The sequence below is a fragment of the Curtobacterium sp. MCBA15_004 genome (genome assembly GCF_001865055.2).
GTDB lineage: Bacteria > Actinomycetota > Actinomycetes > Actinomycetales > Microbacteriaceae > Curtobacterium.
Window position 1 is genome coordinate 1,963,869 of record NZ_CP126266.1, and the last position, 24,286, is coordinate 1,988,154.

Here is a 24,286-nt window from a genome sequence, read left to right on the forward strand (position 1 = left end):
GCGGTCCGGCACCGGTCCGGCACCGGTCCGGCGCCGGTCCGGCGCAGGTCGGGCGAGGTCCGGGCGGTCGGTCGGTCGAGTCGGTCAGGCGCGGTTCGCGCGCAGCAGCCGGTCCACCGCGATCATCGCGCCGCCGACCACCGCGGGGATGCCGCCGCCGGGGTGCACCGACGCACCGACGCGCCACAGCCACGGCCGCCACCGGTCGTTGTACGACGGTCGGTGGAACGGCCCGCTCTGCCACGGCGGTCGCGCGGCACCGTACAGTGCGCCGTGCGGTTCGCCCAGGGTGCCGTAGTGCTGCGGGTCGAGCACGGTCTGTTCGTCGAGCAGGTCCGTGAGGGGTCCGTCGAGCCCCATCGCCCGGGACACACGGTCCACCTCGCGGCGCACGAAGGGGTGGTCGACCGAGTAGTGGCCGCCGTCGGCGGGTGCGGTGAGCAGGATGCCGAGGGTGCCGCGCGCGTTCGGGTAGACCTCGCCCGGGCGGTACTGGTTGACGAACACCATCGTGTCGGCCGGCTCGTCGCCCGCCTCCAGGCTGCGGTGAAGCGCGGCCGGCTTCGTCGGCAGCACCACGCTGTGGGTGGCGATCTCCGCCGGGAGTTCCTCGCGCAGCACGCCGTACAGGGCGACGGCCGAGCAGGACAGCGTGCGCGGGCGCAGTCGGGGCAGTGCCGGGACCCGCGACGGGCCGGTCAGCTGTGCGAGCCGGTCGGCGTCGAGCGCACTGACGACGAGGTCTGCGCGGTGGTGACCGAGGTCGGTGGTGACCGAACCGCGCTCGATGCGGGTGACGACCTCGCCGGTGCGCACCTCGCACCCGGCGGCCTCGGCCAGGCGCGTCAGCGCGAGCACGATCTCGTACACGCCCCCGCGCGGGACCCACGCCCCGGTCGCCGCCATGATCGCGGGCATGCTCGCGTACAGGGCCGGGGTGCGAGCAGGCGAGACACCGGCGTTCAGCGTGTGGATCGCGATGATCTCGCGCAATCCGTCGGGCAGCCAGGGCAGGCCGTCGAGGTAGGCGCGCGTCGTGAGGCGTGAGCCGTAGACGGCGAGCAGCCGGCGGACGGCCGGGAGCGCCGCACGGTCGAGCGGGTCGGCGAGCAGCAGTCGGGTGACGTCGTCGGCCAGCGGCGCGTGCAGCTCGGAGAACCGCCGCCACGCGGGGTACCAGGGGTGGTCCGGTGCCACCGGTAGGGAGGTCTCCTCGCCGGCGTGGTAGTACCGGCCCACCTCGGGCATCCGGACGAGGTCGAGGTCGGCGTCGACCCGGTCGAGTGCGGCTCCGCCGTCGGCGCGCGACCGGTCGAGTTCGGCTCCGCCGTCGGCGCGCGACCGGTCGAGTTCGGCTCCGCCGTCGCCGAGGCGACGCAGCAGTTCGTCCCACACGGCGGGGAAGGTCACGAGCGAGGGCCCGGTGTCGATGCGCTCGTCGCCGAGCTGGATCCGGCGGCTCTTGCCGCCCAGCTCGCCGGACGCCTCGAGCAGCGTGACCCGGTGACCGGCACGGGCGAGCAGCGCGGCGGCGGTGAGGCCGCCGATCCCCCCGCCGACGACGACGACGCGGCTCACCGGGTCCCCCCGAGCACGATCGAGACCAGGAGCAGCACCCCGGCGAACGTCCCGGCGATGTACGGGAACGCCACGGACAGCCGGTACAGACGGTGGCCGGTCGCCGGCGTCGGATCGCGGAACAGGCACACCACGAGCACACCCGCGATGAGGAGGTCGACGACGGCGACGGGCACGCTCACCACCGCGAAGAGCGCCACGGACACGAGCCACCAGGCGCCGCTCCAGAGCGCGGTCCCGCGTGGGCCGAGGAGCACGGCGGTCGTGGTGATGCCCGCATCCCGGTCCTCCCCGATGTCCTGCACCGCGTCGAACGCGTGCTTGGCGACGCTCCACGCCATGAGCCCGAGGGCGGCCGGCCAGACCGGCGTCTCCGCGAGGGCCGCTGGGACGATGACCAACGGCAGCGCATAGGCCGCGTTGCTCAGGGAGTCGAGGAACGGACGCGCCTTGAACCGCAGCGGCGGCGCCGAGTAGAAGACGAAGACGCCGACGTACAGCAGGATCGCGGCGTTCGCGAGCGGCGGCAGTGCGACGAGGAAGTACACCAGGAACGGGACGTTCGTGACCGCGACCGCCCAGGCGATGAGCCGGACCTCGGACTGGCGGATCCGGGCACCCTCGATCGATCCCTTGCGCGGGTTGGTGGCGTCGGTGTCCTGGTCGTACACGTCGTTGACGCCGTAGATGAGCAGGTTGAACGGCAGGGTGAGCCACAGGAGCACCGGCAGGGCGCGGACGTCGAACAGCGCGCCGGTGAGCCAGACGCCGACGAGACCGGAGCCGATCGTGTTGATCCACAGCACCGGCCGCGAGATGTGCACGAGTCGGCGCACGGCCGTGGCGGTCCCCGAGGGGGTGGTGCGCAGCATCCACTCACTCCCGTCGGTCACAGGGCCGAGGCTACCCGGTGCACCTCGACAACCGGCGGAGTCGCCCCCGCCACACTGGTCGGATGCGCATCATGCTGCTCACCGCCGGCACCCGCGGTGACGTCGAGCCGTTCGCGGCGCTGGCACGGCACGCCGTCGCGCGGGGTCACGAGGTCCGGTTGGCGCTGCCCGACGACGCCGCAGCGCCCGACGGGGTCGACTCCGTGCCGCTCGGTCTGGACGTGCAGCGGATGCTCACGCCGCGCGGCCGGACCCCGCTCGCACTCGCTCGTCACCTGCGCGTCGAGGTCCGCCCGGCGATGCAGCGGATGCTCGCCGCAGCCGTGCGGGAGAGCATCGCCTTCGCGCCGGACGTGGTGGTGCACCACCCGCTGGTGCTCAGCGCGCCGATGGTGGCGGACGCGCTCGGCGTGCCGCGGGTGCTCGTCGAGTTCGCCCCGGTCGCCACGGCGAGCGAGCGGATCCCCGCGGCCGGAGGGCCCACCGCGACCCGCGACCTCGGTGCGGCCAACCGGTTCACCTACGCCGTCCCGCGAGCCGCGGCACGGCTCTTCGACACCGACGTGGCCCGTGCCGCAGCGGAACTGCCGGGCGGCCGTCGTCCCGCCCACCGGACGGCGTCGAGCGCCGTGCTCATGGCCGTCAGCCCCACGCTGCTGCCGCGTCCCGACGACTGGCCGGCGCGGGTGCACCAGACCGGGGCCTGGTACGACGGCGCTGACGAGGCCGGAGCGGACGCGGCGGTGCGCGACTTCCTGCGGGGCGGTCCGTCCGTCGTCGCCTCCTTCGGGTCGATGGCCGTCGGCGACGCGACGGCCCGTGGTGCGGCGGTCGTCGCAGCCGCACGGGCACACGGGCTCCGGGTGTTGCTCGTGACCGGGTGGGGTGGGCTCGCACTGCCGACGGGAGGACCGGACGACGACGTCCTGGCCGTCCGCTCGGTCCCGTTCGACGCGGTCCTGCCGCACGCGACGCTCGTGGTGCACCACGGCGGGGCCGGGACCTCGCACGCGGTCGCCCGGGCGGGTGTGCCGGCGGTCGTCGTGCCCGTCACCGCCGACCAGCCGTTCTGGGCAGCGCAGCTCCACCGCCAGGGTGTCGCCGCCGCCCCGGTCCCGCTGCGCCGTGTGTCGGCCGACACACTCGGGCGCGCGATGGGCGACGCGCTGTCGCGTCGCGGACGTGCGGCCGAGGTGGGGCGGGCCGTGCGGCGGGAACAGGGGGTGCAGCGGGCGGTCGACGTGCTCGAGTCAATGGGAGCCGGGTCGGCGTCGGACGTCGTGGGCCCGCCGTCGGGGTCGGTGCGGGCATCCGCCGGCGGGCCGTGACGTCCTCAGCCTCGGGCTGCCGTCCGGGGGTGCGCCGCGGGTTGCGCGGCCGTCGGCTGCTCACCCGTGGGTTGCTCTGCCGCCGGCTGCTCACCCGAGGGTTGCCCTGCCGTCGGCTGCTCACCCGCGGGTTGCCCTGCCGTCGGCTGCTCTGCCGTGGGTTGCCCTGCCGTCGGCTGCTCTGCCGTGGGCAGGAGCCCGAAGGCGCGGAGCTCGGCGTCGGTGAACATCCGTGACCGGGTGAGGAACCGCTTGCCCTCGGGGACCTCGACGGAGAACCCACTGCCCCGACCCTCGACCACGTCGATCGTCAGGTGCGTGTACTTCCAGTACTCGAACTGGGAGCGCGACATGTACACCTCGACCGGAGCCGTGCCCGCCACCTCGAGCGTCCCGAGCAGCACGTCGCCCGGTCCGGTCCGGAACATGCCGACGGGGTAGCACATCGGACTCGAGCCGTCGCAGCAGCCACCCGACTGGTGGAACATCAGGGGGCCGTGCCGGGCGGCGAGGGAGCGCAGGAGCTCCTCCGCCGCCGGCGTGACCGCGACCCGGTCCGGGACCGTCCCGGCGGCGGGGCCGGTCCCCTCGGACCGGCCGACGGTGGCACCGCCGTCCGGCAGCGGCATCAGAAGAACCCCATCGGACCCTCGGCGTACGACACGAGCAGGTTCTTCGTCTGCTGGTAGTGGTCGAGCATCATCTTGTGGTTCTCGCGCCCGACGCCGGACTGCTTGTAGCCGCCGAACGCCGCGCCCGCCGGGTACTGGTGGTACGTGTTCGACCAGACGCGACCCGCCTGGATGTCACGGCCGGCCCGGTAGAGCGTCGTCGCCTCGCGGCTCCACACCCCGGCACCGAGGCCGTACAGCGTTTCGTTGGCGATCCGGATCGCGTCGTCGTAGCCGCTGAACCGGGTCAGGGCGAGGACCGGGCCGAAGATCTCCTCCTGGAAGATCCGCATCGCGTTGTCGCCCTCGAACACGGTCGGGGTCACGTAGTAGCCGCCGCTGAGTTCGCCGCCGAGGTCGGCGCGCTCGCCGCCGGTGAGCAGCTTCGCGCCCTCCTGCTTGCCGATGTCGATGTAGCTCAGGATCTTCTCGAGCTGGTCGTTCGACGCCTGCGCTCCGATCATGGTCGACAGGTCGAGCGGGTGGCCCTGCTTCACGGCGCGGACACGGTCGAGGCCGTCGGCGACGAACCCGTCGTAGATCTCCTCCGCGACGAGCGCCCGCGACGGGCAGGTGCAGACCTCGCCCTGGTTGAGGTTGAAGAAGGCGAACCCCTCGAGCGCCTTGTCGTAGAACGCGTCTCGTTCCTGGGCGACGTCGGCGAAGAACACGTTCGGGCTCTTCCCGCCGAGTTCGAGTGTCACCGGGATGAGGTTCTGGGAGGCGTACTGCATGATGAGCCGCCCCGTGGTGGTCTCCCCCGTGAAGGCGACCTTCCGGACGTCGGGGTGCTGCGCGAGCGGCGCGCCGACCTCGAAGCCGAACCCGTTGACGACGTTGAGGACGCCGGCGGGGAGCAGGTCCTCGATGAGTCCCAGCAGCACGTGGATGGAGGCCGGCGTCTGCTCGGCGGGCTTGAGCACGACGCAGTTGCCGGCGGCGAGGGCGGGGGCGAGCTTCCACACCGCCATCAGGATCGGGAAGTTCCACGGGATGATCTGCGCGACCACGCCGAGCGGTTCGTGGAAGTGGTATGCGACGGTGTCGTGGTCGATCTCCCCCGTCGAGCCCTCCTGTGCCCGGATCGCCCCGGCGAAGTACCGGAAGTGGTCGATCGCGAGGGGGATGTCGGCGCCGAGGGTCTCGCGGATCGGCTTGCCGTTCTCCCACGTCTCGGCGACGGCGAGCATCTCGAGGTTCTGCTCCATCCGGTCCGCGATCCGGTTGAGGATGTTCGCGCGTTCGGTGACGCTCGTCCTCCCCCACGCCGGGAACGCCTTCCAGGCCGCGGCGACGGCCTTGTCGACGTCCGTGGAGTCACCCCGGGCGACCTCGGTGAAGGTCTTGCCGGTGACCGGGGTCGGGTTCTCGAAGTACTGCCCACCCGTCGGCGGGACGTACTCCCCGCCGATGTAGTGGTCGTACCGGGGGCGGAAGGAGACGAGCGCTCCGTCCTCGCCCGGCGCGGCGTAGGTGGTCGGCGATGCTGCGATGGTCATGGTGGTGCCCTCTCGACGACGGTGTCGACGGCGCACGGTCTGCGCGCCTCGGTCGGGAGGCTACGACCGCCGAGGTTGCACCCGGTTGCGAGCAGTCCGGTCCGACGGGGGCCCCGGTATGGTCGGGTGCATGGGGATGCAACACCCGCTGGTGGACGGGACCGGTGACGGCTACGTGGTCAGCGAGACCGTCGGGTCGATCGTGACCCTCACGCCGATGCGTGCCGACCTCGTCGTCCAGGCCACGGCCGCCGGACTGCGGGTGGTGTTCCTCACCCCCGAGACCACCCGGCTGACCGAACCCTTCCGGCAGGTCCTCGACGCGGCCGACGGACGCTGGGTCGTCCGGTCGGCCGAGGGCGCGCTCCGTGACGGGTCGACCGGTACGGCGCTGCTGGGAGTCGCCGACGCCTTCCGCGCTCCGGGGACGACCGACGCCGTCGACCCGCGCTACCTCGAGCTCCCTCGTCCGGAGCAGGTGCAGTTCGTGGTGTCGGCGTCGATCCGACACCGCGCCGACGCCGGAACGCGTCTCGGACGTGCGTGGGAGACCTTCGCGGCGCTCGGACCCGGCTCGACACCGGCCGGGTGGGGCACCCACGAGCCGGTCGAGGCCGACTGGGACAAGGACACGCTGACGGCGGCGGCACGCGGCAGGATGCCGGCGGACGCGCGGTTCGTCGTCGTCGGGGACGCCGGCGCACCACTCGCCGGTTCGGTGACCGCGCGACGGACCGAGCACGGTGTCGAGGAGGTCGTGGCCGGCCTCGTCGGCGTCGGAGCACCGGGGACCCCGGAGGTGCAGCGCGCGCACGACGCCGCGACCGTGCTCCTCGCCGACCTCTGCAGCACGGCCCTCCCGCTCGTCGCGCTCGTCTTCGCGCGGGTCGGGTCGCGGGACCTGACCCTCCGACCGGTGCTCGAGCAGGAGCCGGAGCCGGTCGCGATGCTGCTCGGAGCACCCGCCGTGCGGGGGCTCGGGCTCGACGTCGACGAGATGCGGGATCGCTTCGGCGCCGAACGCGTCGGTCGCCCGCGCGTCCCGTCGCTCGTCCTGCGGTTCCGGGACGGACCGTCGCGCCCGGACGCCACCGGGTGGGAACGCCTGCGACCGGTCGTCGACCACCTCGGACGCGATGCGGTCGAACGCCTCACCGGCCGCGACTTCGGTGCGGCACGGTCGACCGGACCGGAGGGAGACCGCGATGCCTCGTGAGCTGAACGTCATCGCTCCGACGCTCGTCGGTGATGCTGAGTTCCATCCGGCCGCCGAAGCCGTCGGCCACGGCATCGGTCTCCGACTGGAACGCGACGGACTCGTCGGGCGGTTCAGCGACGCCGAGGGCCGTGTCGTCGCGACGGTGCAACACCCCCGCCGGATCCGATCGGAGTCGGAGGTGCGCCGACTCTTGCCTGACATCGTCGAGCTCCCCGCCCAGGCCGAGGGCGGCGGCTGGTGGTGGACCGACGTCTTCGTGCCGCTCCACGACGAGGACGACGGGACGACGCCCGTGGGCACGGAACCGCTCGGGGTCGCTCTCGCGCGGTCGATCGCCGAGCACGCGGGTGGTGTGCTCTCCGGATCGGGCGAGCAGCGCTCCTGAACGGAAGGGGTTCCCGGCGAAGGTCAGCCGGGTTCCTCCGCACGCCTCATCGCTCGAACCGTCGTGCGAGCTGCCAGTCCACCAGATCCGTGATCGCATCCGTCACGTCGTCCTCAGCCCCCTCAGGACCGTTCGACGAACCCAACTCCGCCGCGAGCGCAGCACACGCCGACTCGTCTTCGACGAACCGGGTGAGCAGGGCGTTCGTCGCCGTCTCGGCAACCTGCTCCAACGCACGGTCGTCCACCTCGCGCCGCAGCAACTCCGTCGCCGGGGTCTCCGCACGCAGTGCCCGCACGATCTCCTCGGACACGGCATCGAACACCGCCGACCACCGCGCCGACGACGCCAGCCCCGCACGCGACGGCGGCCACGTCGGAGCCACGCCGATCGCCCGCTCGACGGCAGCACCATCCTCGGGCTCGCTCCCCGCGGCCTCGCTGCCCACCAACGCCCGCAACCACGCCGGCACGTACTCCGGAGACCGCGGGTGCCGCCGCAACTCATCCGCCCACGACTCGTCGAGCGGCACGGTCAGGTGCAAGTCCGCCGGGTCCAGATCCGGGATGAGTCGGTCGAACCAGATGCGTTCGTCGTGGTTGTAGGAGAACGCAGCGGAGCCGTCGGCGCGGTCCAGGTCCAGCGTCGCCGAGAACCACGTGCCGCGGTCCGGCTCGTTCATGACCTCGCGCAGCTCCTCCCAGAGATCCCTGAAGGGCATGCGGAGGCGGATGGCCTCGAGTGAGCCGTCGGGTCGAGTGCAGCGCCCGACGGAAGTTCCTTCGCCACCGACCCGAGCGACAGTGAACCGCGCTGTCGTCCACTCACGTTGCTCGAGCAGACGACGTGCCTCCGCGGCGATGGTCGCTTCGATCTGTTCTTGCTTGGGCAACACTGTCCTCGTGGTTCGGTGGACATCGGGCTCTGGAGTCGTGCCGCGACCGTCCTGGCCGGACCCGCGTGCCACGGCCTCGCCCCCGACCAGCTCCCGCAACCACGCCGGCACGTACGCAGGAGACCGAGGATGCCGCCGCAACTCATCCGCCCAGGACTCGTCGAGCGGCGACGTCAAATCCATGTCTGCCGGGTCGAGTTCGGGGATCAGCCGATCGAACCGGATGCGTTCGTCGTGGTTGTAGGAGAACGCGGCGGAGCCGTCGGCGCGAACCAGGTCGAGCGTCGCCGAGAACCACGTCCCGCGGTCCAGCGCGGCCATGACCTCGCGGAGCTCCTCCCAGAGGTCGGCGAGCGGGCTCGGGACTTCTATCGGCTCGAGCACCCGACGGGCATCCGCGGCGATGGTGGCTTCGATTTGCTGCTGCTCCGTCGACACTGTCCTCGTCCTCGCCCTCGTCATCGTCCTCATCTGGCGGCCCCCAGAATCAGGGCCGGTCGCATGGCTGCCCTGGACGGCCTCGCGCTGCGCGTTCCCGTCCCCGACCAGCGCCCGCAACCACGTCGGGACGCACTCAGGACTTCGCGGCTACCGCTCGAGCTCATCGATCCACTGGTCAGTGGTGGGTCGCCTCGGCTCGTTGCGCGGTGGACCATCGTCGGGAAACGGGCACGTGGTTCACGGCACGGCGGCCCGTTCCGTGGTGGAAGCTGCACCAGGGGTAGCCTCTGCCCCGTGGACCTCACTCCCTCGCACGCCTTCCTGCAGGCCGTCGCGGTCCTCCACCGGCGCGGATGGGAATCCGTGCGCGTGTTCACCGAGCTGTACGAGATCGGCGACTGGCGCTGCTGGCTCCATGCTTCGGGATGGCGATCAGGAAGACGACCGTTCCGACTCGGCCTGTACATCGGCGCCGACGACTGGGAGATGCCGTTCCCCCACGATCCGTCGGCCTCGATGACGCCAGACGAGATCGCCGACGCCCTCGAACTCGACCTCGACGCGCGCGGGCGTGAGCCGGATCCAGAGTACGGCCCCTGGTACGCCGAACTCATCCGACAGTGCTCGCCGAACCTGTTGCCCCTGTGGCGAGGCGGCGGCGTCCGTCCGAACGTCGTTCCGAGTGCGATGAGCGCGGACGGCGAGATCGTCGTGCTCGACCTCCCGCCGGAACCGCCAGAACCAGCCCGTTCGACCGGTACGCGTTCCTGAGCAGACGACCGTCGGCAGGACCGCATCCCTGGGTCAGCGCGCCCACTCCGGGACGTACCGTTCCGCGCGCCCCTGCGCGATGAACTCCGACCGCCAGGCTTCGAGGCCCGGCGCTGGTTCGGCGTCCGTCCGAGCAACGCGCGGATCGGGCGCGCCGAAGTCGAGCCGGTCGTCGTAGACGAACGAGTACGAGAACGACCCCGCTGAGGTCAGGTGCAGTTCGGCACCGATCCACGTCCCCTTGTCCGGGACGGCTGCGGCCTGCCGGAGTGCACGGAACTCATCGACCATCGGGTCTGGGACCGGCACCGCGACGGCCTGGCCGCCGGACTCGACGCGACCCCGCGTGGTGTGCTCGCTCCCGCAGAACGCCACGAAGAAGTCGGCCGTCTCGAACGCAGGCCCCTGCGTCAGCCACCGGTGAGCGTTCCCCGCGAGGGTCGTCTGTACTTGCTGCGCGGCGACCAAGGACCCACCCGGCGCGGGCTCGGGCGCCGCAGGCCGCTGATCCGCAGCGCCCGTCGCCGGCGCGAGCAGCTCCGCAGGGATCTGCGGGCGCAGGTGTGCGACCAGGCCGATCGGCAGGTGGAGTTCCTGCGGCCCGGGGTTGACGAGCACGCCGTGGTCCGGATCGGCCAACTCGATGACCCGCGCTCCGTTCAACACGACGACCTGGTTTGCCGTCGGCAGGTCCACCTGCAAGCTGTGCTGCTCCCCGGTGAAGACCACGAGTGCCGGTCCGTCATCGAAACGCTTCGCGATCGGGAACGCCGTGTCACCGTCGATGTTCATCGGCACGAGGAGCGGGCTGCTCATGAAGTGGTTCACGAACGCACCGAGCGACGACGGGTCCACGAGTGCCTGCTCGAGCTGGGCGTCGAGCTCCGGGTTCTCCATGCCGCTCACTGCTCGAACCGCCGTGCGAGCTGCCAGTCCACCAGGTCCGTGATCGCGTCCGTCACGTCGTCCTCCGCCCCTTCAGGACCGTTCGACGAACCCAACTCCGCCGCGAGCGCAGCACACGCCGACTCGTCTTCGACGAACCGGGTGAGCAGGGCGTTCGTCGCCGTCTCGGCAACCTGCTCCAACGCACGGTCGTCCGCCTCCCGTCGCAGCAACTCCGTCGCCGGGGTCTCCGCACGCAGTGCCCGCACGATCTCCTCGGACACGGCATCGAACACCGCCGACCACCGCGCCGACGACGCCAACTCGGCGCGCAACGGCGGCCACGTCGGCGCCGCAGCGATCGCCCGCTCGACGGCAGCATGGTCCCCGGATGCTCGCTCCGCGTCCTCGCTGCCGACCAGCTCTCGCAACCACGTCGGCACGTACTGAGGCGACCGAGGGTGCCGCTGCAACTCGTCCGCCCAGGACTCGTCGAGGGGCATGGTCAAGTCCATTTCCGCCGGGTCCAGGTCCGGAACCATCTGGTCGAAGAAGACCCGGTCCTGCCAGTTGTAGGACACTTCGGCCTCCACAGGCTCCCGCATCAGGTTGATCTTCATCGAGAACCACGTCCCGCGTTCCTGGCTCGCACAGGAGTCGTGGAAGGCCCACCACTTCCGTGTGAATGCGAGCGCGGGCCAGAGCACCCCGGTCGATCCGTCTGGACGAACGAACTTGCCGACGACGGAGGCTTCAGGGCCGACGAAGGCACCCTCGAACTGCGCGGAGACCCAGTCCTCCTGGGCCAGAAGGTTCCGGGTTGCTTCCACCAGGGCGGCTTCGTCGTCCGGTGTTCCTGTGCTCACGTCACTCCTGGTCGTTGATCACGGTGTCGGGATGTTGCTGAACGGTCGGACACGGAGCGGTCCGTCTCCGACCTGCCACCTCACATCGTACAAATCGGGTCGAAGGTTCTTGCCCGCATACTCCAAGTTGACCTCGACTCTGACGGACTTCCCTGAATCGATCGCCGCCGCCCACTGGTTCTCGAGTGCCTTGTACGAGCCGAGGTTGACCTTGCTCCACTGCGCGGTGAGGTTGATGCCTTCACCGGGACCACCGAACAGGGTGGCGAAGATGTGACCGCCGTGGTCGACGTCGAGGCGGTCATCGCCACCTGCGGTCTTCTGCTGACCGCCGTGCCGGTTCCGGTCCTCGAGCTGCTTGACCACCTGGTCGAGGTGGCCCTCGGCGTGGACGACCCGCGCGTGCTCGTCGGTCTCGTAGACCCACTTGCCGCCGTCGATCTCGTAGCGCGTGTTCGGCTCGATCGCCTTGTGGTAGAGGTCGGTGTTCCAGCCACCCTTGGCACCCGAGTCGAACTGCAGCACCGTCCGCTCGACCCCGTCCTTCCCGACGTGGGTCGTCGGCGACGGGTCGTGGGCGCCGGTCCCGTCCGCGGACTGCGGAGGCTGCGACTCGTCGTGCGCCGACGACGGCGCATCGTCGCGCCCGGTGACCGGAGACTCATCACGAGCGCCCGCAGGACTGTCGTGCTGCCCAGCCGTCGGAGCGTCACCGCGATCCGCCGCCGGAGCGTCGCCGTGCCCGGCGGTGGGGGCGTCACCACGTTCACCGGTCGGAGCGTCACCCCGCTCAGCCGCCGGAGCGTCACCACGACCAGCAGCCGGAGCATCATCCCGCGCGACCGACGGCGCATCGCCCCGCTCAGCCGCCGGAACGTCACCACGACCAGCAGCCGGAGCATCATCCCGCGCGACCGACGGCGCATCGCCCCGCTCAGCCGCCGGAGCGTCACCACGACCAGCAGCCGGAACGTCACCACGACCAGCAGCCGGAGCATCATCCCGCGCGACCGACGGCGCATCGCCCCGCCCCGCGGTCGGGCTCTCGCCGCGCGGCGCCTCGACGTGCGGAGCCGGAGCGGGATCCGCATGCGTCGTCGGCACGTCGACCTTGCCGGCATCGCTCGCCAGGTCGACGCTCGTCGTCGGCAGGTCGCCCTCGCGCGCGATCTTCGCGACGTCACCCGCGTCGACGCCCTTCCCGAGGTTCGCCAGGTCCCCGACGGTGACGCCCTTCGCCGCGTTCACGAACTCGTCAGCACCACGGGCAGCCCGCGCCGCGTCGTCCGCGAACCCACCGGCGCGCGCGACGTCACCCGCGGCGTCGGCAGCCGCAGCGGTCGCGTGGGCGCCCGCACTGGCCTCGCCGGCCCCCGGGATGAACATCGTGCCGATGTTGAACGCGCTCGCACCGAAGGTGCCGCCGGGGTCGTCGACCCACGACTGCGCCGGGTTGTAGCCGTCCCACGAGGAGGCTTCCCACCACTGCTCGGGCAGCTTCAGCCCGACGAGTCCGCCGACGGTGTCCGCCAGGGCGGTCGTGTCGTCGTGGCCCCAGTCGGACAGGAACTGCTGGGTGTCCTTCGGCAGGAAGTCACCGATCGGGGTGTTGCCGAGGGTGTTCACGACCGTGCCCACCGGGGACAGCGCCGAGGCGAGGTGGCCCAGCCCGAGCCACGAGCCCCCGTAGGTCTGTCCGGCGCGGTCCCAGGCGTCGTCGACCATGTCCTTCCGCCCGACGACCGCACCGACGATCGCCTCGGAGAACCACGGGACCCCGGTGCCGTCCCAGCCGAGGAGCAGCGAACTGAGCCCCTTCGCCATCCCGCCAAGGCCGTCGACGACGACGCCCTTGACGAGGTGCGCCGGGAAGCCCGCGGCCTTCTCACCGCAGGACTCCTTGCGGTCCCCGGTCGAGCCCCAGGGCGTGTCGATGTCCTGCTCGCCCGCCCACGGCATCGACGCCTCGGCCTCGGCCATGATCTGCTGCGGCGACTTCTGGCCGGTCCCGGGCAGCGGTGCGAGGCAGGCGGCGCCGAGGATCGCGTTCGCGCACTGCTGCTGCGCGGCGAGCCACTCCTCGGCCAGGTCGGCGCCGCGTCGGATCAGCCGGTTGTTCTCGTCGACCATGTCGGGGTCCTGGTCCCAGGACGTGATCTCGACCTTGGTCCCCGTGAGCAGGCTGACGCCCATGGTGCTGACCGCCTGGGAGGCGATCACGTAACCGTCCTCGGAGTCCTGCCACCGCGGCTGGAAGTTCTTCGCGCGGTGGACGAAGTCCTCGGCCTCGGTCTTGAGGGCGTCGAGCTTCGTCTTGATCTGCGCGAGGGTCTCGGCGTAGGTGGTGAGCGCCGTGGCCACCGAGGACAGTCCGTCCCCCAGCGCGGTGGTGGCGGTGCCGACGGGCGTCATCACGGAGTACAGGTGCTCGGCACCGTCGGACTGGTACGAGCCGGAGATCGCCTGCCAGGCGCGGACGGTGTCACCGCCGCCCGTGCTCACGGTCGAGGCGAGGGTCGCGAGCGTCGAGGCCCCGGAGGACACCGCAGCGGCGTCGATCTTCGCGCCCGGCAACGCGTCCGGGTCGATGAGGCTCACTGCGCGACCCCGAGGATCGAGAGGTCACCGTTCGCCGCCGCACGGCCCGCGTTCGTCTCCATCGTGGCGGCGATGTCCTCGTCGCCGTGGACGACCGCGTTCGTCGCCGCGACGGCACCGTCGATCGCCGCCGGCACGTGGCGCGTGATCGTCGTGACGTTCCCCGACATCGCGTCGAAGAACTTCGACAGCGCGCCGTTGATCAGCTCGGACTGGGCGCCCGTCGCGACGGTCTGCACGGTGCCGTCGATCTTGCCGAGCGCGTCCATCACGGGCTGGCTCTTGGACGCGACGTCCGTCAGGACGCTCTTCACCCCTGCGGGGTCGACTCTGTACGTCATGGCTCACCTCTCACGCCGTCGGCCAGGACGGCCGAAGGACGTGGACTCGCCGTCGGCCAGGACGGCCGAAGGACGTGGACTCGCCCTCGGCCAGGACGGCCGAAGGACGTGGACTCGCCCTCGGCCGGGATGCCGAGGGATGCGGAATCGGGTCGTCAGCCGATGCTGTCGACGGCGCTCTTGGCCTTCTGGACGGTCTGCTGCGCGGTCTGGTCGGTGGACTGCAGCGAGGTGCGGAGGGTCGAGATGATGCCCCGGACCTCGGTCGCCGCGTTCTTCCAGCGGAGTTCCTTCGACTGGTACTCGTCGGACACGCCGTCGGCCTGGTAGTCGCTCATCGCGGCGCGCACGTCGGCGTCGCGCTGGTCGATCAGCGCCTCGAGCTGCGCGGCGAGCCGGTTGAAGTTGTCCTGGGCGCTCTGCGACGCGGCGACGTCGTAGTCGCGGCGGTCTGCCTGGTTCCCTGCCATGGTCGTCCCCCTCGTCTCAGTGACCGGCGCCGAAGCGCGCTGCGTCGAAGTTCACGGTGCCGGCCGCCTGCGTGGCGTCGTCCGCCATCTGCTGGTCGCCCTGGCCGAACGCGGTGTCCATCCCGCCGATGCCGCTGAGGACCGCGGCGAGTGCCGCGTTCAGCTCGTTGGCGACCTGGTCGGACTGTGCCTTGAAGCGGTCGAACGCCGCACGGCCCGCACCGTTGAACTTGCCCTGGAGGGGTTCGGCCGCGGCGAGCAGTGCCTTGACCTGCGCGCCGAGGTCCTGCGAGGCGCTCCCCGTCCTCTTGCCGAGCTGACCGAGTGTGTCGGCCCCCATCGCGAACTTCACGTCGTCTTCCCCTCGATCGGTCGTGCGTCCCTGGTTCAGCGAGCAATTGTCGTCGATCCCCACCCCCCGTGCAAGGGACACACGCTGAACCTGGACGATGGTTCAGGGCGTCCGCGGTCCGGCCGGACCGCGGACGCCCTCGGGGCCGGCCCTGCGCGCGGCCGGACTGCTAACGTCGGACGCCTGCAACCACGCGGATCCACGGGGAGGAACCGATGCCGAGCGCGCTCGTCGGCTCGTTGAGCTGTGCACGGTGTTCCCGCATCCTCGCGTCCGGTGAGCGGTTCTGCACGCGGTGCGGCGCCCCGCAGGTCGCCGCCGCAGGCGGTGCCGCGACGTCGACCGCAGCCGGTCTGCTCACGGGGGTCGTGCCCGCGAACGCGACCCGACGGCGGACAGCGGTCCTCGTCGACGTCCTGGCCACGGTCCTCCCGGCCGTCGCCGTGGCGCTGGCCGCGCCGTCCGCGGAGCCGGCCACGCGCACCGCCTGGGGCGTCGCCACGGCGGTCCTGGTGCTCGTCGCGCAGCTCGTCGCGACGGCCCGGTCGGGACGCACCGTCGGGCTCGCGGTGTGCCGAGCCCGCCGTGTCGACGTCCTCACCGCACTCCCACCGGCACCGCTCACGGCCGTCCGCGGTGCGCTCGTCCCGTGGTCGGCTCCCGCCACCATCACCGCCGACCTGCGGCGTGGGCGCGACCCGCTCACCCCGGCGCGGGTCCCGCTGGACCGTCAGGAGCTCGGACCGGCGGTCGTACCCGTCGCGACGGGGCCGGCCGAGGGGCGCCGCGCCGCTCGGACGCGACCGCCGGCGGGGACCGCGACGCACGCCGCCGGACAGCCGGACACCATCGGACAGGGTTCGGCCGGGAGCAGTCGTCGTGGCGGTCGGGACACCGCCCGCCTGCTCGACGTCCGGCTCGTCCCCGGCACCGGGGACGCGATCGTCGTCCGGGGCACCGTCCTGGTGGGTCGGCGACCCGAGTCCGACGCCCCGGACGTGACGGTGCTGGCGCTCCCGGACATCGCGCGGACCCTGTCCCGGAACCACGCGGTGCTCGAGTGGGCCGACGAGCTGCTCTGGGTGACCGACCTGCACACCACGAACGGCACGACCATCACGTCACCCGAGGGGACGGTGCAACCGCTCGTCCCCGGGCAGCGCACCGCTGCGGCCCTGGGGTGGCGGGTCGAGCTCGGTGAGCGCACCTACACCGTGACCGCCGGCACCCGGGCCGTGCCCGCGGTCCCGCGACCCGACCACGAGGAGACGACGGCACGTGCCTGACAACGACGACACGATCCTGCTCGAGTCCGTCCGGACCCACCGGGTGCGGCTGCGCGGTGCGTTCCTCATCGGCGGGCTCGACGAGCGCCGATCCGTGAACGACAACGTCCGGCGGCTCATCGGGAGCGTGGTCCTCGCGGCCGTGGTCTGCGCGGGCTGCGTGGGGACCGCCTTCGTCCTCGGCGCCATCCGCGACGGGCAGGTCGGGGGTGCGACGACGACGGTGCCGTCGAGCCCGGCGACCCCGGCGAGGGCCGCCGGAGCGGCCACGTCCCACGGGAGCGCGGCGTCCACCGAAGCCGTTGGGGCGGCCGCAGCCACAGGGTCGACCGCCCCCGTCGGTCCCGCCACGTCGGGAGGGGACCGGTGACCGACTTCACGCGCCTCACCGTCGTCGGTGCCACGCGCCGCGCGACGCTCGTCATCCCGAGCGACGAGACCCTCGGCTCGCTCGTCCCCCGCCTCGTGGAGCTGCTCGACGAGCGCGTCGCCCCGGTGGCGCGACCGCTGACCCTCCTGCGCGCGACCGGCGAACAGCTCGACACCACCGCGACCGCCGCCGAGCAGGGCGTGCTCGACGGCGAGGTGCTCCGGCTGCTCCGCCTCGACGAGGCACCGCCGCCGCCCGAGGTCAGTGACGTCACGGACGCCGTGAGCGACGCGCTCGGGGCGCGGGCCGGGCTCTGGGACGCCCGGGCTCGGCTCCTCGTCGGCGCCGTCGGGACCGGCGCGCTGACCCTCGCCGCCGGCACCACCGCGCTCGGCGCTCCCGGGCTCGGGGCCGTCCCGGCGGTCGCCTGGCTGGTCTGCGTGCTCGGCGGCACCGGGATCGCCCTCGCCGGCGCCCGCACGGTCGCGTGGACGCTGCTCGGCGCGGCCCTCGGTCTCGCCGTGCCCGCCGCAGCCGACCTGGAGGCGCTGCTCACCTCCTCCGGTCCGTCCGGCTCGGTGACACCCGCCCTCGCCGCGCCGGTCGCGACACTCGTCTGGCTCGCGTTGTTCCTGGTCGCCGGGCTCGGGCGCCGCTCCGCGTCGGCCGCGCTCGGCTCCGCCGTTGGCGTCGTCGGCGCGGGTGCCGCGACGTTCCTCGCCCTGACACCGATGACCGCGGCCGAGGGCGCGGGCGTCCTCGCCACGGCAGCCGTCGTCGTGGTCGGACTGGTCCCCTGGTACGCGATGTCCCTCTCCGGGCTCACCGGCCTCGACGACCAGGTGATCGCCGGCCGCCTGGCACAGCGCAGCACGGTGCTGACCACCGTCGACCGCGCCTACCGGACGCTCACCTGGTCGACGTTCGCCGTCGCGTCGACGCTCGGGATCGCACTCGTCGGTGTGGCGGGCGGACCGGGACCCTGGGCACCGTGGCTGGGGGTGGCGCTCGTCCTCGTGACCGTCCTCCGCACCAGGGCGTTCCCCCTCGCGACCCAGGTCGGAGCGCTCTGGGCCGCGGTCCTGCCCGGCGTCGTGGTCGGCGTCTCCCGGCACCTGCACGGGACCGACGGTGTCCTCGGCACCGCGGTGCTGACGGGGCTCGCGGTGGTCGTCGCCCTGCTCGTGCTCGTCACCCCGGCGCGACACCAGCGTGCATCCCTCCGACGGCTCGGCAACGTGCTCGAGACGCTCTCGGTCGTCGCGCTCGTCCCGCTCCTGCTCGGCGTGTTCGGCGTCTACGAGCAGCTCCTCGGGGCGTTCTGATGGGCGCGCTCGGTTCGCTCGTCCGCTCTGCGCCGGCGGCCGTGTTCGGAGCCACCGCAGCGCGGACCAGCGTGCTGCGGGACGCCGACCGCGCGGTCCGGGCGCCCCTGGCGCTCAGCCGACGGGTCGGCTTCGTCCAGCTCACCGGCGGTGTCGGCGCGTCCACCACGGCCGCCCTCGTCGCGAACCTCGTCGCGCACCGCCGCTCGGGACCGGTCCTCGGGGTCGACGCGGCGGCCGGCGGGCGGTCGATGCTGTGGCACGCCGGGCTGCCCGACACGGCCGCGCAGGGGACGGACCCCCGCCGCCTCGACCCGGTCAGCACCGCCGACGCCACCGCGGGGCTCGTCCGCGCCGGATCCGGGCTGTACGCGCTCGACGTCCGTCCGACGCCGGTCGACGACGAGCAGGGTGCGCCGCCGCGCCAGGCGACCGAGTCGGCGTGGGCCGATGCCGTCGCGCCCGTGACGCGCTTCTTCGACGTGGTGTGCACCGACTGGGGCGTCCGGCCGCCGGGCGTCGACCTCACCGCGGTGGCGTACGCCAGTCACGCGGTCTGCCTGGTCGCCCGGAGCGAGCGGGTGTCGCTCGAGCGCGCGGTCGCCGTGGTCGAGGCCGTGCGGTCGCTCGAGCACGCCCCGGTCGTCGTGGTCGCGGCCGTCGACCTCGGCGGTGGTGGGTCGCAGGCCGTCGACGCCGTCCGCTGGCCGCCGGGCACGGTGTTCGCGGTGCCGACGGACCGTGCGCGCCGCAGCGACGTGCCGCGGTCCAGCCGCGACCTCACCGTCGCGACCCGCACCGCCCACGTCCGCCTCGCCGCCGCGCTGCTCACCCCCGGGAGGACCGCACGATGACCCGTCGCCTCGTCCACCGCCCGACGCGCGTGAGCCGACCGCTCCGCGAGGAGCCGACCGAGCACCTCGCTCCCCCGCCCGCGCTCCCGGAGGGGCCCGTCGGCGGCATCCCCATCCAGACGCTGCTGCCGGTCGTCGGCTCGCTGTCCTCGATCGTGATGATCGTGGTGCTCCGGAACGCGAACCCGGTGTTCATGGTGATCGGCGCCGTGGTCCTCGTCGTCGCACTGGTCGGCGGCGTCGGCATGGCGCTCTCGCAGCGCGGCAACCAGGCCAGGACCCGACGGTCCCAGCGTGAGCGCTACCTCGACTTCCTCGAACGGACCCGCACCGAGATGCGGGCGCGGGCGCGCGAGGTCCGGGCGAAGGCGACCGTGCTCAACCCCGAACCCGACGCCCTGGTCGAAGTGGTCCGCGACCCGGCACGGCTCTGGGAGCGCCGCCGCGGCCACGACGACTTCCTGCGGGTCCGCACCGGGCTCGGGGACGTACGGTGGTTCGACCTCGTGCTGCCCGACGACGACAACCCCGTGCAACCGTTCGACCCGATCATGCTCGACGAGGCGAGCACCGTGGTCCGGCACTACGCCACGGTCGCGGGCATGCCGGTCACGGTCGACCTCGACCGGGCCGGGCACGTCGCCGTGATCGGCGACCGCGCCCGGGTCCTCGAGGTGGCCCGCGGCATGATCGCGCAGCTCGCAGCGTTCCACTCCCCCGAGGACCTGCACCTCGCACTCGTGCACCCGGCGGGGGTCGCCGACGACTGGCGCGGCTTCGACCTCCTGCCGCACGCGGTCGACGACGAACTGCTCGACGGTGACGTGCCCGCGCGCCGCATCGCTCCGGACGTGCCCGCCCTGCTCGGTGTCGTCGGCGGCGAGCTCGCGGACCGGGCGCAGTTCGCGGCGACCGCCAAGCGCAGCGCCGGCACGAGCGACCAGGCCGAGAACTCCCGGCTCGTCGTGTTCGTCGACGACCACGGGCACGTCGCCTCCGACCTGCCGGTACCCGACGCCGACCTCGGGCTCGCCGACCTGCAGGTCACGACCGTCCATCTGCTGTCCGACCGCCTGCACGAGCCGTCGGACGTCACGGTGCGCGTGGTCGTCGACGACGAGGTGGCGACCGTCACCGACGCCCGGCGCGAGGCCGACGGCGAGGTCGTCGAGACGCGCTTCCGCACCGACCGTGTCCCGGCGTCGACCTTCGAGACACTCGCGCGCGAACTCGCCCCGCTCCGGCTCAGCCTGACCGCGCAGGACGCCGCGGAGTCCACCGAGGGCATCGGGATCGCCGAGCTCCTCGGCATCGAGGACGTCACCGAGGTCTCGCCCGAGCAGGTCTGGCTGCCGCGGTCGCCCCGCGACTTCCTCCGCGTCCCGATCGGGCTGGACGACTTCGGCGCCCCGGTGCTGCTCGACCTCAAGGAGTCGGCGCAGCTCGGGATGGGGCCGCACGGCATCTGCATCGGGGCCACGGGCTCCGGCAAGTCGGAGATGCTCCGCACGCTCGTCCTGGGGCTGGCGCTGTCGCACTCGCCCGAGGACCTCAGCATGGTGCTCGTCGACTACAAGGGCGGTGCCGCGTTCGCCCCGTTCGCCGGGTTGCCGCACGTCGCGGGCATCATCGACAACCTCGAGGACGACGCCGGGCTCATCGAACGTGCCCGCGCGTCGATCGCCGGCGAGGTGGTCCGACGCCAGCGGGTGCTCCGCGACGCCGACAACGCGCCGTCGATCACGCACTACCGGGAGCTCCGCACCCAGCGTCCCGACCTCGCCCCGCTCCCGCACCTGCTCCTCGTGATCGACGAGTTCGGCGAACTGCTCACCGCCGAACCGGAGTTCATCGAGCTGCTCATGACGATCGGCCGCATCGGTCGCTCGATCGGCGTGCACCTGTTGCTGTCGAGCCAGCGCATCGAGGCCGGTCGTCTCCGCGGCCTCGACACCTACCTGTCGTACCGGCTCGGGCTCCGGACGTTCTCCGAGGCCGAGAGCTCGACCATCCTCGACCGCCCGGACGCCTTCCACCTCCCCGCGATCCCGGGCTACGGCTACCTCAAGGTCGACACGTCCGTCTACCGTCGGTTCCGTGCCGGGTACGTGTCCGGCCCGGTCGAGGCGAGCGCCGCGCGGACCGAGGCGTCGACACGCCCCGAGCCGGTCCTCCTGCCCGTCTTCAACACGCTCGCCGCGGAGCAGGACCCGTCGCGGTCCGCCGCCGAGCCGGAGCTGCGCCGACCGCAGACCGGCCGCGCGCTCGTCGACGAGGCCGTCGAGCGCCTGCTCGACGCCGACCGGACGACGCGACCGATCTGGTTGCCGCCCCTGCCCGGCCGGTTGGCACTTTCCCGTGTCGTGACCGAGCGTCTCGAGGGCACCCCGGCACTGCGGATCCCGCTCGGGTTGCTCGACGACCCGTCCGACCAGGCGCAGCGTCCCTGGTCCCTCGACCTGACCCGTGCGGGCGGCCACGCGGCGGTCATCGGGGCTCCGCAGTCCGGCCGGTCGACGATGCTCCGGTCGGTCGCCGCCGCGACGGCCCTGACGACGACCCCGCAGCAGGTGAGCATCTACGGGCTCGACCTGACCGGCAGCGGCCTGGCGCGCATCGAGGGCTTCCCGCACGTCGGCGGCGTCGCGACCCGCGCCGACCCGGCCACGATGCAGCGGCTCCTCGAGGAGCTGCAGCTCATGCTCGCGACCCGCGAGCGGGTGTTCCGCGTGCACGGCGTCGACTCGCTCGACGCCCTCCGTGCCCGACACGCCGACGGTGACCTGCCGGAGCTCCCGAGCGCGGAGGTCGTCCTGCTCGTCGACGGCTACGGCGCCGTCCGGGACGAGTACGAACGGTTCGAGCCCGTGATCGCGGAACTGCTGCAGCGCGGCTCCGGTCTCGGCGTGCACGTCGTGGTCACCCTGACCCGGTGGAACGAGCTGCGCATGGCCGTCCAACCGCTCGTCGGCACCCGTGTGGAACTCCGACTGAACGACCCCGCCGACTCGGTCGTCGAGCGCAAGCTGTCCCAGACGATCCGCCCGGACCAGCGCGGCCGGGCGATCACCGAGGAGCGTCGCTTCGTGCAGCTCGCCCTGCCGGTGATGGAGGACGTCGAGGACGACGAGGTCGCCGACGCGCTCGAGGCCCTCGCCCGCCGGGCGGCGGCGAGCTGGAGCGGGCCCGGTGCCGCGCCGATCCGCCTGCTCCCCAGCGACTACGAGCCGTCCGACCTCCCGGACCCGTTCGAGGAGCCCGACCGCGTGCCGTTCGGCCTCCGGCAGGACACCATGCAGCCGGCGTTCCTCGAGCTCGCGGACCGCGACCAGCACCTGCTCGTCTTCGGCGACTCGCGCTCCGGCAAGACCACGCTGCTGCGCGGTGTCGTCGAGGGTCTGGTCGACCGCCACGCCCCCGACGAACTCGTCGTCGCGGTGATGGACAGCCGCGGCGGCCTGACGGACGTCTGCCCGGACGACTACCTGGGCGGCCAGGCGACCAGCGCGCTCGAGGCGCGGTCCCTCGCCGCCGCCATCGCGGAGGAACTCGCGAAGCGGCAGGCCTCGAGCGACCGCAGCGCCGGTCCGCGGATCGTGGTCGTGGTCGACGACTTCGACATCCTCGCCAGCGGCGGCACGCAGCCGTTGGAGCCGCTCCTGCCGTACCTCCCGTCCGCCCGCGACCTGCGGCTGCACGTCCTCGTCGCCCGTCCGGTCGCGGGACTCCAGCGGGCGTTGTTCGACCTCACGCTCCAGGCGCTGCGCGACACCGGTGGCAGCACGTTCCTCATGTCCGGCGAACGGAGCGAGGGGCAGATCGCGCCCCAGGTGTACGCCGAGCCGATGACCCCGGGCCGCGGACGCATGCTCCGCCGCGGTGAACGCGCGTTCATCGCCCAGGTCGCGCACTTCGGTTCCCCCGACCGGACCGGGGGCGAGGCATGACGACCGCGCCCGTCCCGGTCCGCATCGTCGTCGCCGGCACGGCCGGCGGCGTCGGCACGACCACCGTCGCCGCCCTGCTGTTCGAGGCGCTCCGGCGGGCGTCGACCGTCGGCGCACCGGTGCTGTACGACCACTCCGGCGGTGACCTCGGCCTCCGCCTGCCCAACGGTGACGACGTCTCGGCCGTCGACGACACCGTCGCGGTGCACGACGCCGGCCCCCACGCGATGCGGGGCGGGCTCGACGCGCTCACGTCCCCGTCGGACCTCCTCGTGGTCGTCGCGCCGGCGAACGCCGCGGGCCTCGCCGATGCCGACCTCCTGGTCGAGGCTGCCGCGCGACGGTCGGGCCTGACCGCGGCGACACGGATCGTCGTCGTCGTCAGCGCCGCGACCGGTGACGCCCTCCGCGGGAGCGCGGTCGAGGCGTTCCGTGCGCGGCACCACCACGCCGCGGTGCTGCGACTGCCGGCCGACCCGGCGCTCGCGGTCGGCGGCCGCATCCCGTCCTCACGGCTGACGGCGAGCACCCGACGGGCCCTCGCCGAGTTCGACCGCCGCACGGTCGGGTTGCTCGCGACGCAACGCCGGGGCGGTCCCGCGGGTACCGTCTGAACCGCCGTCACGAGCAGGAGGAGCCCCACGTGGACACCCGTGCCGTCCGGACGTTCCGGGCCTTCGTCGTCACCGCCGCCGTGGTGGCCCTCGTGCTCGGGGTCGTCGCGATCACCTGGCCGCGGCCCACCCTCGTGGTCGTCGCGCTGCTCTTCGGCGTGTACCTCGTCGTGGCCGGAGCGATGCGCGTCTTCGCGGCCGCACGCGGGCACGGGACGGCACCGGTCTGGCGGTGGACGACGGGCGTCGTCGGCGGGGTCGTCGGACTGGCGGGCCTCGTGACACTCCTCGACCCGTTCGTGCCGCTCGTCGCCTACGCCGTCCTCGCGGGGATCGCGTTCCTCGTCGAGGGCGTCGCGTCGCTCGTCGGCGCGGTGGTGGGGCACCCCGGCTCGTCGCGGCTGCCGACCACCGTGAGCGGGGTCCTGTCCCTGCTGTGCGGCGTCGCGGTGCTCGCGGCACCGGGTGTCGCGCTCAGCGTGTTCGTCGTCGTGGCCGGGATCGCCCTCGTGGTCGTGGGCGCCGCGACGCTGCTCCTGCTGCCACCGCGGGCCGCGGCCCGCCGCTGACGACGGCGGACCGGCCGCCCGGCGCGCACCGCGCGGACGGGAGGCGCGGCGCCAGCCCACCACGCGCCTCCCGACCGCCGGTCCGTCACCGACGGGAGGCACGGCACCAGCCCGCCACGCGCCTCCCGA

Annotated in this window: 21 protein-coding genes and 1 pseudogene; 11 read left to right on the plus strand and 11 right to left on the minus strand. The window is 72.9% G+C overall.

Annotation, left to right across the window (positions count from 1 at the left end):
• Nucleotides 1-84: 84 nt before the first annotated feature.
• Entirely contained in the window at nucleotides 85-1,578 is a 1,494-nt protein-coding gene (locus tag QOL16_RS09230; RefSeq protein ID WP_305410739.1) for an NAD(P)/FAD-dependent oxidoreductase, read from the minus strand.
• On the minus strand, nucleotides 1,575-2,471 hold the full coding sequence (locus QOL16_RS09235; protein WP_254780294.1) for a UbiA family prenyltransferase: 897 nt from the start codon (nucleotides 2,469-2,471) through the stop codon (nucleotides 1,575-1,577). Before QOL16_RS09235 ends, QOL16_RS09230 begins: the two co-directional genes overlap by 4 nt.
• A 62-nt stretch (nucleotides 2,472-2,533) precedes the next feature.
• Here QOL16_RS09235 and QOL16_RS09240 point away from each other — a divergent pair, with 62 nt between their 5' ends.
• A complete protein-coding gene (locus QOL16_RS09240) occupies nucleotides 2,534-3,799 on the plus strand; it encodes a glycosyltransferase (protein ID WP_083395084.1) in 1,266 nt (421 codons plus the stop codon).
• A 194-nt stretch (nucleotides 3,800-3,993) separates the two neighbouring features.
• Here QOL16_RS09240 and QOL16_RS09245 read toward each other — a convergent pair.
• Together QOL16_RS09245 and QOL16_RS09250 are read right to left on the minus strand one after the other, a co-directional pair.
• A pseudogene (locus QOL16_RS09245) lies at nucleotides 3,994-4,428 on the minus strand (DUF779 domain-containing protein); the annotation flags it as partial.
• Nucleotides 4,428-5,969, minus strand: a complete 1,542-nt coding sequence (locus QOL16_RS09250; protein ID WP_071249288.1) for an aldehyde dehydrogenase family protein — start codon at nucleotides 5,967-5,969, stop codon at nucleotides 4,428-4,430. The pseudogene QOL16_RS09245 and the gene QOL16_RS09250, both read right to left, overlap by 1 nt.
• Nucleotides 5,970-6,099: 130 nt before the next feature.
• On the opposite strand from QOL16_RS09250, the gene QOL16_RS09255 reads away from it, so the two are divergent.
• Both QOL16_RS09255 and QOL16_RS09260 read left to right on the plus strand, forming a co-directional pair.
• Entirely contained in the window at nucleotides 6,100-7,185 is a 1,086-nt protein-coding gene (locus QOL16_RS09255; RefSeq protein WP_139266455.1) for a DUF6177 family protein, read from the plus strand.
• Nucleotides 7,175-7,573 carry a hypothetical protein gene (locus tag QOL16_RS09260; protein WP_071284956.1) on the plus strand — a complete coding sequence of 133 codons (399 nt, stop codon included), beginning with the start codon at nucleotides 7,175-7,177 and terminating at the stop codon, nucleotides 7,571-7,573. Before QOL16_RS09255 ends, QOL16_RS09260 begins: the two co-directional genes overlap by 11 nt.
• 46 nt (nucleotides 7,574-7,619) lie before the next feature.
• Here QOL16_RS09260 and QOL16_RS09265 read toward each other — a convergent pair whose 3' ends face one another.
• Nucleotides 7,620-8,906 carry a hypothetical protein gene (locus QOL16_RS09265; RefSeq protein ID WP_139266456.1) on the minus strand — a complete coding sequence of 429 codons (1,287 nt, stop codon included), beginning with the start codon at nucleotides 8,904-8,906 and terminating at the stop codon, nucleotides 7,620-7,622.
• Between the two features lie 366 nt (nucleotides 8,907-9,272).
• Here QOL16_RS09265 and QOL16_RS09270 point away from each other — a divergent pair, with 366 nt between their 5' ends.
• Nucleotides 9,273-9,680 carry a hypothetical protein gene (locus tag QOL16_RS09270; protein WP_139266457.1) on the plus strand — a complete coding sequence of 136 codons (408 nt, stop codon included), beginning with the start codon at nucleotides 9,273-9,275 and terminating at the stop codon, nucleotides 9,678-9,680.
• A 33-nt stretch (nucleotides 9,681-9,713) separates the two neighbouring features.
• Here the strand turns inward: QOL16_RS09270 and QOL16_RS09275 are convergent, their stop codons facing one another.
• The 6 genes from QOL16_RS09275 to QOL16_RS09300 form a co-directional block, all read right to left on the minus strand.
• A complete protein-coding gene (locus tag QOL16_RS09275) occupies nucleotides 9,714-10,577 on the minus strand; it encodes an SseB family protein (protein WP_071284958.1) in 864 nt (287 codons plus the stop codon).
• A gap of 5 nt (nucleotides 10,578-10,582) precedes the next feature.
• Nucleotides 10,583-11,185, minus strand: a complete 603-nt coding sequence (locus tag QOL16_RS09280; RefSeq protein WP_139266458.1) for a hypothetical protein — start codon at nucleotides 11,183-11,185, stop codon at nucleotides 10,583-10,585.
• Between the two features lie 264 nt (nucleotides 11,186-11,449).
• Entirely contained in the window at nucleotides 11,450-14,029 is a 2,580-nt protein-coding gene (locus QOL16_RS09285) for a DNA/RNA non-specific endonuclease (RefSeq protein WP_305410744.1), read from the minus strand.
• A complete protein-coding gene (locus tag QOL16_RS09290; RefSeq protein WP_139197247.1) occupies nucleotides 14,026-14,370 on the minus strand; it encodes a DUF6507 family protein in 345 nt (114 codons plus the stop codon). Before QOL16_RS09290 ends, QOL16_RS09285 begins: the two co-directional genes overlap by 4 nt.
• A gap of 155 nt (nucleotides 14,371-14,525) precedes the next feature.
• Nucleotides 14,526-14,840, minus strand: coding sequence for a pore-forming ESAT-6 family protein (locus QOL16_RS09295; protein WP_065959111.1), 315 nt, complete (start codon nucleotides 14,838-14,840; stop codon nucleotides 14,526-14,528).
• A gap of 16 nt (nucleotides 14,841-14,856) precedes the next feature.
• A complete protein-coding gene (locus QOL16_RS09300; protein WP_366556872.1) occupies nucleotides 14,857-15,273 on the minus strand; it encodes a hypothetical protein in 417 nt (138 codons plus the stop codon).
• A 134-nt stretch (nucleotides 15,274-15,407) separates the two neighbouring features.
• Here QOL16_RS09300 and QOL16_RS09305 point away from each other — a divergent pair, with 134 nt between their 5' ends.
• From QOL16_RS09305 to QOL16_RS09335, 7 genes are read left to right on the plus strand one after another with little or no spacing between them, the layout of a single operon-like run.
• The gene (locus tag QOL16_RS09305) at nucleotides 15,408-16,478 is read left to right on the plus strand and encodes an FHA domain-containing protein (protein ID WP_071285131.1); all 1,071 of its coding nucleotides are present in this window, start codon (nucleotides 15,408-15,410) and stop codon (nucleotides 16,476-16,478) included.
• On the plus strand, nucleotides 16,471-16,848 hold the full coding sequence (locus QOL16_RS09310; RefSeq protein ID WP_065959114.1) for a hypothetical protein: 378 nt from the start codon (nucleotides 16,471-16,473) through the stop codon (nucleotides 16,846-16,848). Before QOL16_RS09305 ends, QOL16_RS09310 begins: the two co-directional genes overlap by 8 nt.
• On the plus strand, nucleotides 16,845-18,173 hold the full coding sequence (locus QOL16_RS09315; RefSeq protein ID WP_065959115.1) for an EsaB/YukD family protein: 1,329 nt from the start codon (nucleotides 16,845-16,847) through the stop codon (nucleotides 18,171-18,173). The genes QOL16_RS09310 and QOL16_RS09315 overlap by 4 nt, the downstream gene beginning before the upstream one ends.
• Nucleotides 18,173-19,027 (plus strand): hypothetical protein, encoded by an 855-nt coding sequence (locus QOL16_RS09320; protein ID WP_065959117.1) that lies wholly within the window; start codon nucleotides 18,173-18,175, stop codon nucleotides 19,025-19,027. Before QOL16_RS09315 ends, QOL16_RS09320 begins: the two co-directional genes overlap by 1 nt.
• Complete coding sequence (gene eccCa / locus QOL16_RS09325) at nucleotides 19,024-22,974, plus strand: type VII secretion protein EccCa (RefSeq protein WP_071285130.1); 3,951 nt, start codon at nucleotides 19,024-19,026, stop codon at nucleotides 22,972-22,974. The genes QOL16_RS09320 and eccCa overlap by 4 nt, the downstream gene beginning before the upstream one ends.
• Nucleotides 22,971-23,588 carry a hypothetical protein gene (locus QOL16_RS09330; RefSeq protein ID WP_065959120.1) on the plus strand — a complete coding sequence of 206 codons (618 nt, stop codon included), beginning with the start codon at nucleotides 22,971-22,973 and terminating at the stop codon, nucleotides 23,586-23,588. The genes eccCa and QOL16_RS09330 overlap by 4 nt, the downstream gene beginning before the upstream one ends.
• Before the next feature lie 29 nt (nucleotides 23,589-23,617).
• Nucleotides 23,618-24,157 carry an HdeD family acid-resistance protein gene (locus QOL16_RS09335; protein ID WP_139266484.1) on the plus strand — a complete coding sequence of 180 codons (540 nt, stop codon included), beginning with the start codon at nucleotides 23,618-23,620 and terminating at the stop codon, nucleotides 24,155-24,157.
• The last annotated feature ends 129 nt before the right edge of the window (nucleotides 24,158-24,286 follow it).

What these genes read in the sequence shown, in the direction of transcription:
- QOL16_RS09240 (WP_083395084.1), top strand. Translation starts at nt 2,534, where the DNA reads ATGCGCATCATGCTGCTCACCGCCGGCACCCGCGGTGACGTCGAGCCG.
- QOL16_RS09295 (WP_065959111.1), bottom strand. Translation starts at nt 14,840, where the DNA reads ATGGCAGGGAACCAGGCAGACCGCCGCGACTACGACGTCGCCGCGTCG.
- QOL16_RS09250 (WP_071249288.1), bottom strand. Translation starts at nt 5,969, where the DNA reads ATGACCATCGCAGCATCGCCGACCACCTACGCCGCGCCGGGCGAGGAC.
- QOL16_RS09280 (WP_139266458.1), bottom strand. Translation starts at nt 11,185, where the DNA reads ATGAAGATCAACCTGATGCGGGAGCCTGTGGAGGCCGAAGTGTCCTAC.
- QOL16_RS09305 (WP_071285131.1), top strand. Translation starts at nt 15,408, where the DNA reads ATGCCGAGCGCGCTCGTCGGCTCGTTGAGCTGTGCACGGTGTTCCCGC.
- QOL16_RS09330 (WP_065959120.1), top strand. Translation starts at nt 22,971, where the DNA reads ATGACGACCGCGCCCGTCCCGGTCCGCATCGTCGTCGCCGGCACGGCC.
- QOL16_RS09255 (WP_139266455.1), top strand. Translation starts at nt 6,100, where the DNA reads ATGGGGATGCAACACCCGCTGGTGGACGGGACCGGTGACGGCTACGTG.
- QOL16_RS09290 (WP_139197247.1), bottom strand. Translation starts at nt 14,370, where the DNA reads ATGACGTACAGAGTCGACCCCGCAGGGGTGAAGAGCGTCCTGACGGAC.
- eccCa (WP_071285130.1), top strand. Translation starts at nt 19,024, where the DNA reads ATGACCCGTCGCCTCGTCCACCGCCCGACGCGCGTGAGCCGACCGCTC.
- QOL16_RS09320 (WP_065959117.1), top strand. Translation starts at nt 18,173, where the DNA reads ATGGGCGCGCTCGGTTCGCTCGTCCGCTCTGCGCCGGCGGCCGTGTTC.
- QOL16_RS09260 (WP_071284956.1), top strand. Translation starts at nt 7,175, where the DNA reads ATGCCTCGTGAGCTGAACGTCATCGCTCCGACGCTCGTCGGTGATGCT.
- QOL16_RS09275 (WP_071284958.1), bottom strand. Translation starts at nt 10,577, where the DNA reads ATGGAGAACCCGGAGCTCGACGCCCAGCTCGAGCAGGCACTCGTGGAC.